We start from the raw sequence: 15259 nt of genomic DNA on the forward strand, positions 1-15259 counted from the left end.
GGCTAATATAACGGGGCTTTTTAAATGATATTAGTATTACGAAGCTAATATAACGGCATTAGTAAAACGGTGCCGCTACAGCAGCACCATATCGTCTCTATGCACGGCAACATCTGTTGTTTCATAACCTAGCACACTGGCAATATCTTTCGACTTTTTCCCTTTTATGAGTAATAAGTCTTTTGCGTTATACACACATAAGCCTTTCGCAATGACGTGACCATCGCAAATAACCTCCACCGCCTCCCCCTGAGCAAAAACCCCTTCAATATCAACAATACCTGATGGCAACAACGATGCCCCGTTTTCAACGAGGGCGTGCCGCGCACCGCTATCAATAATAATGCGCCCCGCCGTTTTGAGGGTGTGGGTTAACCAAAGCCGCCGCGCATTTGACGGTGTGCGTGTTGGTTTAAAAAGAGTACCAGGTACTTTACCGGCGAGCAGGGCGTCAAAAGTCTCCCCTTTACGTCCGTTCACAATCAATGTTTGAATACCGCTATTAACGCACTTATCTGCCGCTTCTATTTTTGTGCGCATTCCTCCTGTTCCCACAGAAGTGCCAGCTCCGCCTGCTAATTCGTAAATACTGCTATTAATATTCTCGACCAAAGGAATTAACGTGGCAGACTTATCTTTGCGTGGATCAGCAGTGTAAAGCCCATCAATATCAGAGCAAATAATGAGGGTGTCTGCTTGCGCAACCAGCGCGGTATAAGCGCCGAGATTATCATTATCACCCACTTTCAGCTCATTCACAGCCACCGTGTCATTTTCATTAATGATGGGTAAGGCATGATGGTTGAGGATTTCTCGCAGCGTGTTTTTTATATTGACATAGCGAGTGCGATCGCGAAGGTCGTCAGCGGTAAGCAGAACTTGAGCACAAGGAAAATCGAAAAAACGCTGCCAGTTTGCCATCATTAAATTCTGTCCAATGGCCGCCATGGCCTGTTTCTCAGCAATTGAGGGGGAGTTGCGCAATTTAACGGCATTAAGGCCAGTGGATACTTTACTTCTCCCAGCGGCTACGCTGCCTGAAGACACTAAAATGACGTCTTTACCCTGGTCGCGGCTCGCAGTAATAAAACGCGCCAATGCTAATAAGTAACGACCACTGCACTCTCTGCCATCAGGTGCAATTAAGGCACTACCCACTTTAACGACAGCTCGCTGCCAAGAAAAACTATTCATAGAGGAAGAAAATGAAAAAAAGAACAAGGAAATAAGAATACGACAGTTAAAGACGTATAACAAAACGTTCTGTTACATAAACTTTGCGTTAAACCGAAGGTAGTTTACGGTCGGGAACTAGGATTTACAGAGCCAGACTTATATACTTAAAGTGATAACATATAATAATTCCAACTTAACACGTTGCAAGGAAACACCATGAGCACCGCGAAACGACATATTTTCTGGTTAGCGCCAGTATTGTCTATGCTGATTTCTCTTCCCAGTGCAAACGCCTCAATAAAGCAAACTAAGGGCGACTTTGAAGATAAATTCCGTCAGCTAGACGAAGTTTTACCCACTCCGAATGTCTATAGAAATGCCGCTGGCGAACCGGGACATCTATATTGGCAGCAACAAGTTGACTACGATATCGACGTAAAGCTACTTGAAAACGAACGCCGTATTGAAGCTAAAGAGACAATTACCTATCACAATAATTCACCAGATACGCTGAAGTATCTATGGATTCAATTAGACCAAAACAAATTTCGCGATGATTCTATGTCAGCGCTTACTACTACATTTGGTGGCATTGGAAATCGTGGGCCAGCTACAGAAGCAGCCAGTGATAGCAATCCTGCAAAACTAAGCATGGATGCACTTCGTCGCCAGCAATTTGTTGATGACAATGAGCTAGGCTACACCATCTCTCGCGTTGAAGATAAGTCGGGTAACGACCTTCGCCACACTACTGTTGGTACACTAATGCGTGTGGATTTGGCTACGCCATTGAAGCCGGGTAAGAAAGTTACTTTCGATATCGATTTTGCATTCAACATTGTAGAAGAAGATGCTGTATCTGCTCGCGCGGGTTACGAGCACTTCCCTGATGATGAACGCGAGGGCGGCAACGACATCTTCTTGCTTGCACAGTGGTTTCCTCGTTTAGCCGCATACACAGACTATGAAGCATGGACTAACAAAGAGTTCATCGGACGCGGCGAATTCACACTAGAGTTTGGTAACTACGAAGTAGACATTACCGTTCCTGCCGACCACATTGTTTCATCAACAGGTGAGCTTCAGAATCCAAAAGACGTACTGACGAAAACTCAGCGCGACCGGTTGAAAAAGGCAGAGAACGCAGATCGCATTGTTTTCATTGTTACGCCTGAAGAAGCTATCGAAAACGAGAAAGAAGGTACATCAAAACTTAAAACGTGGACGTTTAAAGCACAGAATGTACGTGATTTTGCTTGGGCTTCATCACGCAAGTTTGCCTGGGATGCGCGCGGTTATCAACAAGGTGGCGACACTCAGCCTCTTGTAATGGCGATGTCGTTTTATCCTAAAGAAGGTGGCGAGCTATGGCAGAAGTACTCAACTGAATCCATCATTCATACTATGGATGTGTATAGCCGCTTTAGTTTCGACTATCCGTATCCCGTAGCTCAGTCGGTTAACGGTCCTGTGGGTGGTATGGAATATCCAATGATTACGTTCAACGGCCCGCGTACTGAGTTGCAAGACGACGGCTCTCGCACGTATTCACTCGCTGAAAAACGCTTTCTTATCGGCGTTGTTATTCACGAAGTGGGGCACATCTACTTCCCGATGACGGTTAACTCTGACGAGCGCCAGTGGACATGGATGGACGAGGGCTTGAACAGCTTTCTTGATGGCGTAGCAGGTCGTGAATGGGACCCTACAATTCCATGGGGCGTTGAGCCACGTGACATTACAGGCTACATGAAATCTCAAACTCAGGTGCCTATTATGACCCAGTCAGACTCGGTACTTCGCTTAGGTCCTAATGCTTATACTAAGCCTGCGGCAGCGCTAAACATTTTGCGTGAAACCATTCTTGGCCGCGAGCTTTTCGACTTTGCGTTTAAAGAATACGCTCAGCGCTGGATGTTTAAACGCCCAACGCCGTCTGACTTTTTCCGCACTATGGAAGAAGCGTCAGGTGTTGACTTAGATTGGTTTTGGCGTGGCTGGTTTTACTCAACCGATCACGTAGACATTAGTTTAGACAGCGTGTACAAGCTTCGGTTAAATACGGAAGACCCAGACATCGACTTTGGCCGCGAACGCCAAGCAGAGATGGAAAAGCCACAGTCACTTACCGTTATTCGCAACAAAGAAGAAGGTAAAGAGCTATGGGTTGATCGCTTCGATGACATCAGTGACTTTTATGACGAGAACGATCGCTACACCGTGACGAATAAAGAACGCAATAGCTATCAAAAATTCTTGAAAGGTTTAGAGCCGTGGGAGCGCACTGCATTCGAACGTGCAGTAAAAGAAGACAAAAACTATTACGTACTTAACTTTAGTAACCTTGGTGGATTAGTAATGCCTATCATTCTAGAGCTTGCTTATGAAGATGGCACAAAGGAAGAGATGCGTATACCTGCTGAGATTTGGCGCAGAACGCCTAAAGCCGTTAGCAAGCTCATCGTTACGGAAAAAGACAAAGAGTTAGTGAGTGTTACCGTTGACCCACATTGGGAAACGGCCGATGTAGATGTAGAAAACAATCACTACCCACGTCGTATCATTCCTTCACGTATCGAGGCATATAAAGGCAAATCTCGTAGCTCTTATGAGTATCGCGACCTGATGCAAGACTCAAAAACTGAGTTAAAGACTGATGACGGCGATGACGAAGAAGAAAAAGATGACTAACAAGTTATCTTTTATCAAGCAGGGCACGCTTGCCCTGCTTGCATTGTTATTAGCAACAGGTAGCTTTGCATACAGCAGTGCGGCTAAAGCTCATCAAATTAAAGCCGCCATTACTACAGTATTGTTCAACCAAAGAACCGAAAATATTGAAGTTATGCACCGCTTTAATTTGCACGATGCTGAGCATGCGGTAAAGGTCTTGTTTGATAAAAACGCAGACATTATGGATGACGAAAAGACGCAGCAAGCATTTGCTGATTACGTTGCTCACCATTTTGCGCTATTAAACAGTGAAGATACCTCACTAGCGCTTGAACAGGTAGGTTTTGAAGTAGAAGGTAAGCACTTTTGGGTTTACCAAGAAACCGCTCAGCCACCCGCATTAGAAGGCTTGAAAATACGTCACGATGCACTTCGAGATTTATGGCCTAGCCAAGTCAATACCATTAATGTTGAAGGTAACGGGCCACTTAAAACCCTTACTTTTACTGAAAATGTAACGCTGCTTGAGGTGGGCTTTAACAGCGACCATCACTAAACCAAGTGTTTGCAATACTAAGCCCGCGGGTGCGTCTTTTAGCATTAAATCCGCGGGCTTTTTTGTCTTTTTAAAGGCTTTACCTGAGCACATCTACCACCGAAGTCTTATAGCGTTTCTTTTAACAATACATTAACGTTTGCGTGAGAACGTCATTCTATGAAGGTATTATCATGAGTAACAGCGCTTCTAGTGCTTTTGCGCACAACGCTCGAAAAGACAGAAAGAAAAAAGAGAGAGCCAACACCAGCAACCTTGACCACAGCGCCCCGTTAGAGCATGGGGAAGACGCGAATGAACCAAAAGGCTCGAGCACAAACAATGCCTTCGCCGATAAAAAGAACATCATGTGGGTGCTGTTAAGTGGTGGAATGGCCATGACCTTTATCATTATGCTGTTTTTGCCCAATACCGGTATGGGTGATGGAATGATTGCCACCTATTCTTCTATGTTATGGTGTGGCTTCTTTGGTGCGGCCCTTTGGCGTTATCGCAATGCAAACGGCTGGACAGGCTTTGCTTTTGGCAGCGTAGTTGGCTTTGTTTTGCAGGTGGTGTCACAAATTATCTAATACCAGTGAGCATAGGCGAACGAATTGCGTTTAAATAAGTTGCTTTTAAACGTATACGGTAATCAAAACCGCCCTCTATCTCGTATATACCTATAATATTCAATAACCTCTTTTTGAGGTGAACCTGCTACGTTTCCAACGTAGCGAAATAGAGTAGGTGACATGTCCGAAGACTCCCCTAAAAGAAAATCAAAAGCCATTCCCTCCTCTCGATTATCCCGGGTGAGTCGCCTAGGCGCACTGGCGGGTAAAATTGCCGGAAATGTGGTTACTCAGGGCGCAGGGCAACTGTTGAAGGGCGAGAGACCTGCCCTTGCCTCATTACTATTAACACCAAAGAATATGACGAATGTAGCTAACCAGCTAGCAAGCATGCGTGGCGCAGCCATGAAACTTGGTCAGCTTATCTCTATGGATGCAGGAGACTTTTTACCTCCTGAGCTTGCTACTATCTTATCTCGTTTAAGAGAAGACGCAGATCCAATGCCTAAAGCGCAGCTTATCGATACCTTGAATAAGGCGTGGGGCGAGAAGTGGCAGGACAGCTTGCTGTATTTTTCTTTCGCACCAGTGGCAGCGGCATCTATTGGTCAGGTGCATAAGGCCATCACCATGGATGGGAAAATGCTCGCGATAAAGGTGCAATACCCTGGGGTGAGAAAAAGTATCGATAGCGATGTGGATAATGTCGCGACCTTGATAAAGCTCACGGGGCTGATACCGAAATCTTTAGATATTAATCCTCTTCTTAGTGAAGCAAAAACACAGCTTCATCAAGAGGCTGACTACAACCGCGAAGCGGCTATGCTAACCCGTTATGGCCAGCAGCTTACAGAGATAGAACGTTTTATCATTCCTCAAACTTACGAGCCCCTTACCAGTGAAACGGTACTCGCGATGGACTTTATTGAGGCTTCGAGCCTAGATGCGCTGCTTGATGAATCGCAGGAAGTACGCAATGCTGTGATGACTGACTTGATGGGGCTATTTTTCAGTGAGGTATTTAACTTTAAGCTGCTACAAAGCGATCCGAACCTTGCCAATTACAAGTTTAATACAGAGACAAAGCAGATAGTACTTCTTGATTTTGGCGCAACCCGTGAGATCCCAGAGGGTATTTCAATAGGCTACAAAGCACTGCTTAATAGTGCCGCTTTGCAAGATAAGCAGTTAATGGCAGAGGCAGCCCTTGATATCGGACTAATAGATAAATCACACACTTCCGAACAGGTTGATGCAGTCATTGGTATTGGCATGGAAGCGTGCGAGTCGCTTAACCATAACGAGCCCTATGATTTTGGCACTAGCGACCTTTTTCAGCGGCTGCACGATAAGGGCATGACGCTCACGACGGAACATGATTTCTGGCATACGCCACCGGCTGATGCGTTATTTATTCACAGAAAGCTAGGGGGACTGTTTTTATTGGCCAGGCGATTAGGTGCGCAAGTTAATATGCGAGCGTTGGCGGCCCCTTGGCTAGAAACCACCTAGCTTGCGTGCGCCGAACGCCGAGCACCTAACGCAAGATTATCAAGCTGAAATGTGTTTAGTAAGGCAAATCCATACTGAAAGGCAGCGCCATTTGCTCTGCACTTTTAGGTGGGTTACCTATCATTTCGTCATAAGGCGTGTCGTGCTTCATCACCGACTTTTCGACGCTGCAGTGAGCAAATGATTCGCGAATATGACCCGTGCTAAAAAATCGCATTGGCTTACCTTTTTTGTCGTAAACCATCCCGCTTTTATCACCAACCATTAAATAAACGAGATACACATTCATCTCATATGACTGCACTTCTAAATAGTCTATTACTGTTGGTGTATCTTCTAAATCGCTAAAAAGAAACTTATGCATACCTACCTCAAAAAACGCCCTAATACAGGTAGCAGCTGACGCTATACACAACGCCGACGCTAACAAAACATTTTTATTACGTTACGCTAAGTTTTCAGGTTCAGTTGATAACCTGACTTCTTCGATAGGGCGGCGATAATTACTGTAGCGCACTGCAAACAACAGCATAACGAGGCCAACAACAGAAGACAGTGCGAAACACCACGCCGCAATGCCAATACCTGAGGCAATCCACAGTAGTGGAAACATGAGTAACCGCGGCCCCTCTAACGCAAGCGCCAACTTAGATTGAGACAGAATAAAGCCATTTTGAATACTCATCACCACAACGGTGAGGACAATAGCCATTTGTTGCATACCTGAGAGCGTGTCTAAATTGAGCAAAAAATACAGCGCAGCGCCAAGCATAATTACGTGCTGTAACAGACTATAGCGCGTGACTGACTTATGGATATGTGGATGATATTTTCTAAAATTACTCAAAGGTAGTTTTTCCTTAGGAAAGCGCTCTGATACGTCGGCGGGTCGCCACCCCGTGCGACCAAACCATACGCGAAATTTGTCAGTCCATGAACGGGTGTAATAGCTATCCTTAACCAGTTGACTGTAAATTTGTAAGTTAGCCCAAAGTGGATTAAAGCTTTTAAGCGCACGGCGAATACCGAAAACTACGGGCTCTTCTTTTTTCTCGGGCATGTAAGTTGAAAACAACCGATCCCAAAGAATAAAAACGCCGCCATAGTTTTTATCGATATAAATTCGATTTTGGGCGTGATGAACTCGGTGGTTAGAAGGGGTGACAAACACCGTCTCCATCCACCCCAACGTGGTGATGTGTTGGGTGTGAACCCAAAACTGATACACCAAATTGAGTGCTCCCACCGTAATTATCATCTGTGGCGTAAAGCCAACCAATGCCAACGGCAGATAAAATATCCAGCTAAACACAGCACCACTGGTTTGCCTCAATGCTGTAGTCAGGTTGTAATCTTCGCTGGAATGATGCACTACATGGGCGGCCCAGAGTATGCTCATTTCATGTCCAAGCCGGTGATTCCAGTAATAAAAGAAGTCATAGGCTACAAATGCAATAACCCACACCCACCACATTTGCGGAAGCTCAAACATAGCCACCGCATCAAAGAAAAGCACATAAATAGTAAAGGGGATAAGTTGATGACCAATTGCCACAATGCGAGAAAGCACACCCGTACTTAAGCTTGTGATAGCGTCATTAGTTCGATAGTACCCCGTTTTCCTTTTGCGGTCGGCATAAAGCTCAATACCAATAAGTAGGAAAAACAAAGGAATAGCAAATAATATAACGGTCATAATGAGCAACTAAGATAACAGTCTTTATATGTTAAACAAATGTTTAAAATAACCCAAGTTATTTACAATGGTTGACGCAAATAATGACAAGTGTATTTGTAACAATGTGTACTTTTAATCATGGGTAGTAATAATAATGGATATTTGTAGCAGTGTATATTTCTAGCAAAGTGCGGTTTTGCTCGGTGTTGTAGCCTATTCGTTGCATGCTCGCGCTATCCATGTAATCAAAGCGCGGTGTTGACACTTATTTACAACGACACAGACTGGTTAACCCATGCACCATTGGGAGAGAGCATTTATTTTGTTGTGGGTAAGACCAATCGAAATCGGTGTTTTCAACGTTAAAAAGCTACCACGATTGAAAATTTAAGCAGAAAAGAAACATTTCTCTTGTTTGATTTTCTAACATTGAGTGTTATGTCTGGTAGTATTACCTAAAGGAAATCTCAGCAGCGGAGTCATTATGAGCGAAACAACAGAGAAACAGTCGTTAGGCCTACACTTTCTGATAGCGGGAATAATCCTTGTCGTCATCCTTGCGATAGTTTTTTGGCCAAGCGATGAAACGCCTGAGCCAGTAGAGGCACATAAGCCCGAAATTAATGAACCCGTACTTACCGAGCCTGATGAACCGGAAGTATTTGAAACAAAACCTGCACCACCACCTGTTGAGCTTGAAGAGAAAGACGAAGTGGAACCACTCCCTGAAGTTGAGGAAAGTGAGCCCGAACCACTTGATGTAAGCGATACAGCAGTAAAAGAAGCGCTAGTAGATAGTGCAACCGCCGATGAAAACACGGTGAATAGACTACTGGTAAACGAAGGCTTACTTCAACGCTTTGTGGTTTCTGTGACAAATTTGGCGGGCAACAAAATGGCGCCCAATCATCAACTGCTCACTCCGCCAGAACAGAATTTCAGAGTGTATTCTCAAGCTGATAAGCAGTGGATTGATGCAGCTAGCTATAAGCGCTACACGCCATATGTGAATGTTTTAGAGTCATTTGATAATGAAGCGCTGTTAACGGTTTATCAGTCTTACAAAGACGATATTCAAGCTAAATACGCTGAAATTGGCGATCCGGACAAAGATTTTAATAGTGTGTTGCTCAGCGCAATAGACGAATTGCTTGATACGCCGGAGGTACCGGTGCCGGTAGAAGTCTATTCAGATTCTGTGATGTACAAATATACAGACGAACGCTTAGAAAACCTTGATGGGCCGCAAAAACAACTGTTAAGAACGGGGCCTGACAACATGCGCCGTATTAAAGCGAAGCTTCGCGAAATCAAAGCGTTGATTGAGCAAAATGGACTTAACTAAGTTTCAAAAGCAAATAGAGGGCTCGTCTGATAAAACGCGCCCTCTTCCGCCTGTAGAAAAATGGAACCCTGATTTTTGCGGCAATATTAATATGACCGTGACGCTAGACGGTCGCTGGTTCTATGAAGGCACCCCAATAGGTCGCGCTAGCTTGGTAAAATTGTTCTCTTCGGTACTTAAACGAGAAGACGATAAGTACTTTCTTGTTACGCCGGTAGAAAAAGTGGGGATTACCGTTGAAGACACGCCTTTTTTAATCACTCAATGGAAAGAGATTGAAGCAGACGCTAACGGCGGTAATACCACTAACGGCGGCAAAAACACTGCACTTGTGCTGATTACACAGACTGGCGATGAAGTTGTTTTAGATAGCGTTGATCAAATGGAACTACGCGTTCCACCAAAAGCAATTCGAGATAAAGAGGCTACCGCAATACCCTATGTGTGTGTTCGCAGGAATTTGTGGGCTCGCCTGCATCAAAATGTGTATTACCAGCTACTTGAAAAATCTAGAGAAATAAATGGCGGTAATGAAACTCACTTCGTTGTTCACTCAGCCAACATCGACTTTGTTATTGGAAGGGTAGGTTAATCTCCGCTTACCTTTTAATCAGCCGTTGTCCATTATCCTCGTCCGCTCCTTGCTTTTCTACTCTTTCGCTTTCTTTCAATACACCCCGTTTAATTAGCCCAAAATTCGTACACTTTAAAATAACGCTTCCTTAATACCTCATATAAACCCGTAAAACCCGCCACTAATAGCGTAATACTTTGCGTTACTTTAATGAGTGCTTTACATTAAATTACTGTGTAATTATCCATCAAAAGAAGAACTATATTATGAAAAAAACACTGACCGCATTAGCTGTATCTTGCACGCTTTTACCGCTTACGTTTAGCGCCCAAGCAGCCACGCTCATTTATGCTGGCAAAGCCTTTACCGGTACCTCTAGCGAATTACGCAACAAGGTGACTATCGTTATTGAAGATAACAAAATTGAAAGCGTGAAATCAGGATTTGTAAGCGCTGAGGAGGGCGATACGGTTATTGATTTAAAAGATAGCACGGTAATGCCGGGCTTGATGGATATGCATGTACACTTATCGTCTCAACAAGGCGGGCCGAAGAGCTACCTAGAGCGATTCACACTTAATGAAGCAGACTATGCGCTGCGAGCAGCTAACTACGCAAAGATCACCCTTGACGCAGGCTTTACAACAGTAAGAAACCTCGGTGACTCGCACAATGAAACCATTGCCCTTAGAGCCGCTATCGATAAGGGCTATGCTGTTGGCCCGCGTATTTACACCGTAGGAAAATCTATCGCTACCACAGGCGGCCATGCTGACCCATCCAATGGTATGTCTCATTTGCTTCGCCCAGATGTAGGCCCGGAGCAGGGAGTTGTCAATGGTGAAGCGCAAGCACGAGAAGCAGTAAGAACGCGCTATCAAGACGGCGCTAACCTGATAAAAATTACTGCCACCGGCGGCGTATTAAGTGTCGCAAAAAATGGTCAGAACCCACAGTTTATGACTGATGAATTAGAAGCGATAGTCGATACAGCAAAGGATTACGAAATGACTGTAGCCGTTCATGCTCACGGAAAAGAAGGCATGAAGCGAGCCATTACAGCAGGTGTAGACTCAATAGAACACGGCACCTACATGGATGATGAAATTCATGAGTTGATGAAAGCAAACGGTACGTATTATGTTCCCACCATTCTTGCCGGTAAGTTTGTGGCAGAGAAAGCAAAGATCGATGGCTTTTTTCCAGAGCTTGTTCGCCCAAAAGCAGCGGCAATTGGCCCTCTCATTCAGCAAACTTTTGCTACCGCTCATAAAGCGGGCGTGAAAATTGCTTTTGGAACGGACAGTGGCGTATCGGCCCATGGCGATAATGCACAAGAGTTTGCCCTAATGGTTGAAGCGGGAATGACTCCCGCAGACGCGCTCAAAAGCGCAACGGTAAATGCCGCAGATTTACTCGGTGTAAGCGACATACTAGGTACGTTAGAGCCGAGTAAATTAGCAGATATTGTTGCGGTAAAAGGTAACCCGTTTGACGACATTACCATAATGGAAAATGTGTCGTTTGTAATGAAAGACGGCGTTGTTCACAAACAGTAAAAAAATAGCACTTTAAGAAAGGATTTCATGGCACCTGGTAAAAAGCTCAGTAAAAAGATGGCGCAAAAGACCAAGCAATTGGTCGATTCGAAACATATGTTGAAAGGAATTACACTTTCTTCGTTTTTAGAATCGACCATAGTGCCTATTCCTTTGGAAGCCGTGATGTTGCCATTAATGCAGGCGAGAAGAGAATCGCTATGGCGCATCGCTGCAATGGCAACCCTTGGCTGTGTGATAGGGGCTATTTTCGGCTATGCTATGGGGTATTATCTTTTTGATTTGATTGGAGAGTGGGTAATTTCCACTTTCTTCAGTCAGGATCAATTTGAAAATGTAAAAGATCAAATGCAGCAACAGGGATTTTGGTTTGTTATGACCTTGGGCATTGCCCCCATTCCTTTTCAGGTGGCTATGCTTGCAGCAGGTGCCACAAAATATTCGCTCCCCTTGTTTTTACTGGCCACGATTATAGCGCGCTCACTTCGCTATTTCGGCCTTGCGGCAGCCGTGTATTATGCTGGCGACAAGGCAGAGCAAATAATTAGGCGCTACAAAATGAAGGCGATTATTGGCGCAACACTTATCGTGCTTCTGCTGTGGTGGGGCGCTAACACACTCTTATAAAAAGGCTTTTTGATATTTTACCGCTGCGCAGAAAATATTTATAAAACCTTTTGCCATTCTTGTTGAACTTCTTTATTGATAATGATTCCTATTTACATTAGTGTAATAACGAGTTCTATCTAGGAGGTGCACCAATGAATACACAACATTTATGCCCCGTTTATACAAAGTGGCTTCAATTAAATCCAATTGATGCGCGCAAGCATCGGCATTTCTTGCAAGATAGCACGCAGAAAGCTCGCCTTAAGGGTCAACTTGATAAAGCGTGCGCACTGGCATATCAGACGCTGGAAGCTGCAAAGCTTGTCATCACCGCATTACAAAATGTTTCTTACCACAAAGATAATAGCGTGAGAGAGGATATCATCGCATACTCGGCCGCTGGCATGTACCTATCCTCTCTTTTGCACAATAGTCGTAAAACGCAAGAAGCCCACAACGTATTACAGCAGTGCCAACAGCAGATTATTGCAGTACTGCCTCTTCATGCCACCAATCATACTATTTTAACGTTAATCAAAACTGCGATGCATGCTTTTGAACAAAGTAGTCTGCTTTTAATTAACAACAAGTTAGCTAACAACGATGCAGTTAATGGCAATTCAGATAGCGGCTATTCAGTTGGCAACAGTATCCACTATGCCAATACCCCGCTTTCTCTCGTCCACTGATTTATTTAATGAGGAAAACACGATGAGCGCCAAACAGCGTACAGCCAATGAGGGCTATATCTCATTAAGTGTCAGAGCTCGGGTACTTAAAAGAATGTTGAGCGGAGAGAACCTACATTTGAGCGACATTCACTGCTCAAATAAAAAAAGTAAATTGGCTGTTCAAAAGCTGCTTTTGCAAGCACTTAGCGAAGGTGAATGAAAAGGGCGCTTCACAAGCACCCTTTTTGTATGACAAATTGATATGGCATTGTATCAGCTTGAGATGCTATCAGCGTATGCCCCATAAATCGGCAAAAACTAGGAATATCTCTTGCTGTTGAAGGGTCATCTGCCGTCACTGACAAGGTTTCCCCATCCGCTAATTTTCGAATGTGTAAACGCACCATCATAACCGGCTCAGGGCAGCGAAGCCCCAACGCGTCTAAATGGGTGTTTGCCTCATTAAAAGCAGTTTCAAAATCAGATGCCATAATTCTCCCGGTACGTGTTTATGGCATCAATATCGGCGCTATGCCCGCCTTTTTCTTGCAGATAGGCAACCACATCAGCAAGAGCAACGATAGAGATTACAGTAGTATTAAAATCGCGCTCTACTTCCTGAATCGCTGATAATTCACCTTTGCCTCGCTCTTGTCTGTCTAGGGCAATGAGAACACCTGACAAACTAGCCTGCTGTTGCTCAATAAGCGCCATAGATTCACGAATAGCCGTTCCAGCGGTGATCACATCGTCCACCAGCATCACCCGTCCTTCTAGAGGACTCCCTACCAAGTTTCCACCTTCACCGTGAGTTTTAGCCTCTTTGCGATTAAAGCAGTAAGGCACGTCACGTTGATGGCTATCGGCTAACGCTACCGCAGTGGTGGTAGCAATAGGAATACCTTTGTAGGCAGGCCCGAATAATACGTCAAACTCTACGCCTGCATCAACTAATGCATCAGCATAAAAGCGACCTAGTTTTGCAAGGTCACCGCCACGATTAAACAAACCAGCATTAAAAAAGTAAGGGCTTATGCGGCCCGACTTTAACGTAAATTCACCAAATTTGAGTACGCCGCGCGCAATGGCGAACTCTATAAAATCACGCTGAAACGCTTTCATGTAAACCTCTTACGCTAGTGCCGCTTTTTGAATATCAAACAATTCACGAAGACCGTGTTTCGCTATCTTCAGCATTTCTTCTAATTCTTCAAACGAGAAAGGTTCGCCCTCTGCCGTGCCCTGTACTTCAATCAGATTGCCTGTTTCTGTCATAACAATGTTCATGTCAGTTTCAGCTTCCGAATCTTCTGTGTATTCAAGGTCAGCAATTGGTGTGCCTTCAAAAATACCAACCGACAGCGCAGCAATCATGTGCTTAAGTGGGTTTGTCTTTAAGATACCTTTAGCACGCATATAGGTTAATGCGTCTACAAGTGCTACACAGGCGCCAGTTATCGATGCTGTGCGCGTTCCGCCATCGGCTTGAATAACATCGCAATCTAGAGTAATCGTGTTTTCACCAAGAAGTTTCAAATCTACTGCAGCGCGAAGAGAACGAGCAATTAAGCGTTGAATTTCTAGCGTGCGACCGCCTTGCTTTCCGCGAGCCGCTTCTCGGCCACTTCGGGTATGCGTTGCGCGCGGCAACATGCTGTATTCAGCAGTTATCCATCCTTTTCCTTGCCCTTTCATAAAGCGAGGCACGCCTTCCTCTACCGTTGCGTTACACAGCACCTTTGTATTGCCGAACTCAACCAATACCGAGCCCTCAGCATGGCAGGTGTATTGACGAGTAATAGTAACAGGACGTATTTGACTGGCGGTTCTGCCGCTTGGACGCATAGAGTTCTCCACAACGTAAGTGCTTAAATGTCATTTCCATGTGATGCTTGTAAAGACAAGCGCGATTAAGCGCTATAACCACATTCACCGGAAATCTGAATGAGCCTAAGTATAGCGCAATGGGCCCATCCTATGAAAACGAACTTTGCTCGTATTACTTATAGAAATAGCTAAATGTGCGCTAATACCAGTTCGCATAGATAATTACCCACTCAGCGAGACTTAAAATGTTCGTAATCGCGGCGTGTTACCGAAGGTGCAGTGGTTCTACATCAAGGTGACACAACAAAGAGTACGGACATTGTAAACTCGCCCTTCGGGAAGGTCTGGCAAGTTTCCTAGCTTCATTCTGGGAATTTGAAAGGGGATAGCCATTCCTGCATTCCCACGCTTTGCTAGAAAACTTGCCTGCGCCTTCTGAGTGGGCAATTATCTATGCAGACTGGTATAATACACAGCTAACGAGAAAGACTGCCCGTCTATTTATTAATACAACACGTTGGTCGC

15 protein-coding genes are annotated in these 15259 nt (G+C 44.7%); 9 read left to right on the forward strand and 6 right to left on the reverse strand.

Annotation, left to right across the window (positions count from 1 at the left end; all coding sequences use genetic code 11):
* Nucleotides 1–75: 75 nt before the first annotated feature.
* Entirely contained in the window at nucleotides 76–1194 is a 1119-nt protein-coding gene (proB, locus tag ACOJR9_RS18655) for a glutamate 5-kinase (protein ID WP_420934365.1), read from the reverse strand.
* Nucleotides 1195–1392: 198 nt separating this feature from the next.
* Here proB and ACOJR9_RS18660 point away from each other — a divergent pair, with 198 nt between their 5' ends.
* From ACOJR9_RS18660 to ACOJR9_RS18675, 4 genes are all read left to right on the forward strand, one after another.
* A complete protein-coding gene (locus ACOJR9_RS18660) occupies nucleotides 1393–3867 on the forward strand; it encodes a M1 family metallopeptidase (RefSeq protein ID WP_420934366.1) in 2475 nt (824 codons plus the stop codon).
* Entirely contained in the window at nucleotides 3860–4405 is a 546-nt protein-coding gene (locus tag ACOJR9_RS18665; protein WP_420934367.1) for a DUF6702 family protein, read from the forward strand. The genes ACOJR9_RS18660 and ACOJR9_RS18665 overlap by 8 nt, the downstream gene beginning before the upstream one ends.
* Nucleotides 4406–4578: 173 nt before the next feature.
* Nucleotides 4579–4977: a hypothetical protein gene (locus ACOJR9_RS18670; protein WP_420934368.1), complete on the forward strand. Its 399-nt coding sequence runs from the start codon at nucleotides 4579–4581 to the stop codon at nucleotides 4975–4977.
* Between the two features lie 162 nt (nucleotides 4978–5139).
* Entirely contained in the window at nucleotides 5140–6471 is a 1332-nt protein-coding gene (locus tag ACOJR9_RS18675; protein ID WP_420934369.1) for an ABC1 kinase family protein, read from the forward strand.
* Nucleotides 6472–6526: 55 nt separating this feature from the next.
* Here the strand turns inward: ACOJR9_RS18675 and ACOJR9_RS18680 are convergent, their stop codons facing one another.
* Both ACOJR9_RS18680 and ACOJR9_RS18685 read right to left on the reverse strand, forming a co-directional pair.
* On the reverse strand, nucleotides 6527–6835 hold the full coding sequence (locus ACOJR9_RS18680; protein ID WP_032095366.1) for a DUF6482 family protein: 309 nt from the start codon (nucleotides 6833–6835) through the stop codon (nucleotides 6527–6529).
* Between the two features lie 81 nt (nucleotides 6836–6916).
* Nucleotides 6917–8167 carry a sterol desaturase family protein gene (locus ACOJR9_RS18685; RefSeq protein WP_420934370.1) on the reverse strand — a complete coding sequence of 417 codons (1251 nt, stop codon included), beginning with the start codon at nucleotides 8165–8167 and terminating at the stop codon, nucleotides 6917–6919.
* A gap of 466 nt (nucleotides 8168–8633) precedes the next feature.
* Here ACOJR9_RS18685 and ACOJR9_RS18690 point away from each other — a divergent pair, with 466 nt between their 5' ends.
* The 5 genes from ACOJR9_RS18690 (at nucleotide 8634) to ACOJR9_RS18710 (ending at nucleotide 12925) form a co-directional block, all read left to right on the forward strand.
* A complete protein-coding gene (locus tag ACOJR9_RS18690; RefSeq protein WP_420934371.1) occupies nucleotides 8634–9494 on the forward strand; it encodes a DUF3014 domain-containing protein in 861 nt (286 codons plus the stop codon).
* A complete protein-coding gene (locus tag ACOJR9_RS18695; protein ID WP_420934372.1) occupies nucleotides 9481–10086 on the forward strand; it encodes a DUF1285 domain-containing protein in 606 nt (201 codons plus the stop codon). Before ACOJR9_RS18690 ends, ACOJR9_RS18695 begins: the two co-directional genes overlap by 14 nt.
* Before the next feature lie 248 nt (nucleotides 10087–10334).
* Nucleotides 10335–11627 (forward strand): amidohydrolase family protein, encoded by a 1293-nt coding sequence (locus ACOJR9_RS18700; RefSeq protein WP_420934373.1) that lies wholly within the window; start codon nucleotides 10335–10337, stop codon nucleotides 11625–11627.
* A 27-nt stretch (nucleotides 11628–11654) separates the two neighbouring features.
* Nucleotides 11655–12254, forward strand: a complete 600-nt coding sequence (locus tag ACOJR9_RS18705; RefSeq protein ID WP_420934374.1) for a YqaA family protein — start codon at nucleotides 11655–11657, stop codon at nucleotides 12252–12254.
* Between the two features lie 134 nt (nucleotides 12255–12388).
* The gene (locus tag ACOJR9_RS18710) at nucleotides 12389–12925 is read left to right on the forward strand and encodes a hypothetical protein (protein ID WP_420934375.1); all 537 of its coding nucleotides are present in this window, start codon (nucleotides 12389–12391) and stop codon (nucleotides 12923–12925) included.
* A gap of 212 nt (nucleotides 12926–13137) precedes the next feature.
* Here ACOJR9_RS18710 and tusA read toward each other — a convergent pair whose 3' ends face one another.
* Genes tusA through rph form a run of 3 tightly spaced genes read right to left on the reverse strand, consistent with a single transcriptional unit; the run spans nucleotide 13138 to nucleotide 14752 of the window.
* Nucleotides 13138–13398, reverse strand: a complete 261-nt coding sequence (tusA, locus tag ACOJR9_RS18715) for a sulfurtransferase TusA (RefSeq protein WP_420934376.1) — start codon at nucleotides 13396–13398, stop codon at nucleotides 13138–13140.
* Nucleotides 13388–14029 carry an orotate phosphoribosyltransferase gene (gene pyrE, locus ACOJR9_RS18720; protein WP_334030666.1) on the reverse strand — a complete coding sequence of 214 codons (642 nt, stop codon included), beginning with the start codon at nucleotides 14027–14029 and terminating at the stop codon, nucleotides 13388–13390. The genes tusA and pyrE overlap by 11 nt, the downstream gene beginning before the upstream one ends.
* A 9-nt stretch (nucleotides 14030–14038) precedes the next feature.
* A complete protein-coding gene (rph, locus tag ACOJR9_RS18725; protein ID WP_420934377.1) occupies nucleotides 14039–14752 on the reverse strand; it encodes a ribonuclease PH in 714 nt (237 codons plus the stop codon).
* Nucleotides 14753–15259 lie beyond the last annotated feature (507 nt).

It is taken from the genome of Alteromonas ulvae (assembly GCF_048987005.1).
Classification (GTDB): Bacteria; Pseudomonadota; Gammaproteobacteria; order Enterobacterales; family Alteromonadaceae; genus Alteromonas.

Coding starts and splice junctions, on each gene's coding strand:
- proB (WP_420934365.1), bottom strand. CDS start 1,194: ATGAATAGTTTTTCTTGGCAGCGAGCTGTCGTTAAAGTGGGTAGTGCC.
- ACOJR9_RS18660 (WP_420934366.1), top strand. CDS start 1,393: ATGAGCACCGCGAAACGACATATTTTCTGGTTAGCGCCAGTATTGTCT.
- ACOJR9_RS18665 (WP_420934367.1), top strand. CDS start 3,860: ATGACTAACAAGTTATCTTTTATCAAGCAGGGCACGCTTGCCCTGCTT.
- ACOJR9_RS18670 (WP_420934368.1), top strand. CDS start 4,579: ATGAGTAACAGCGCTTCTAGTGCTTTTGCGCACAACGCTCGAAAAGAC.
- ACOJR9_RS18675 (WP_420934369.1), top strand. CDS start 5,140: ATGTCCGAAGACTCCCCTAAAAGAAAATCAAAAGCCATTCCCTCCTCT.
- ACOJR9_RS18680 (WP_032095366.1), bottom strand. CDS start 6,835: ATGCATAAGTTTCTTTTTAGCGATTTAGAAGATACACCAACAGTAATA.
- ACOJR9_RS18685 (WP_420934370.1), bottom strand. CDS start 8,167: ATGACCGTTATATTATTTGCTATTCCTTTGTTTTTCCTACTTATTGGT.
- ACOJR9_RS18690 (WP_420934371.1), top strand. CDS start 8,634: ATGAGCGAAACAACAGAGAAACAGTCGTTAGGCCTACACTTTCTGATA.
- ACOJR9_RS18695 (WP_420934372.1), top strand. CDS start 9,481: ATGGACTTAACTAAGTTTCAAAAGCAAATAGAGGGCTCGTCTGATAAA.
- ACOJR9_RS18700 (WP_420934373.1), top strand. CDS start 10,335: ATGAAAAAAACACTGACCGCATTAGCTGTATCTTGCACGCTTTTACCG.
- ACOJR9_RS18705 (WP_420934374.1), top strand. CDS start 11,655: ATGGCACCTGGTAAAAAGCTCAGTAAAAAGATGGCGCAAAAGACCAAG.
- ACOJR9_RS18710 (WP_420934375.1), top strand. CDS start 12,389: ATGAATACACAACATTTATGCCCCGTTTATACAAAGTGGCTTCAATTA.
- tusA (WP_420934376.1), bottom strand. CDS start 13,398: ATGGCATCTGATTTTGAAACTGCTTTTAATGAGGCAAACACCCATTTA.
- pyrE (WP_334030666.1), bottom strand. CDS start 14,029: ATGAAAGCGTTTCAGCGTGATTTTATAGAGTTCGCCATTGCGCGCGGC.
- rph (WP_420934377.1), bottom strand. CDS start 14,752: ATGCGTCCAAGCGGCAGAACCGCCAGTCAAATACGTCCTGTTACTATT.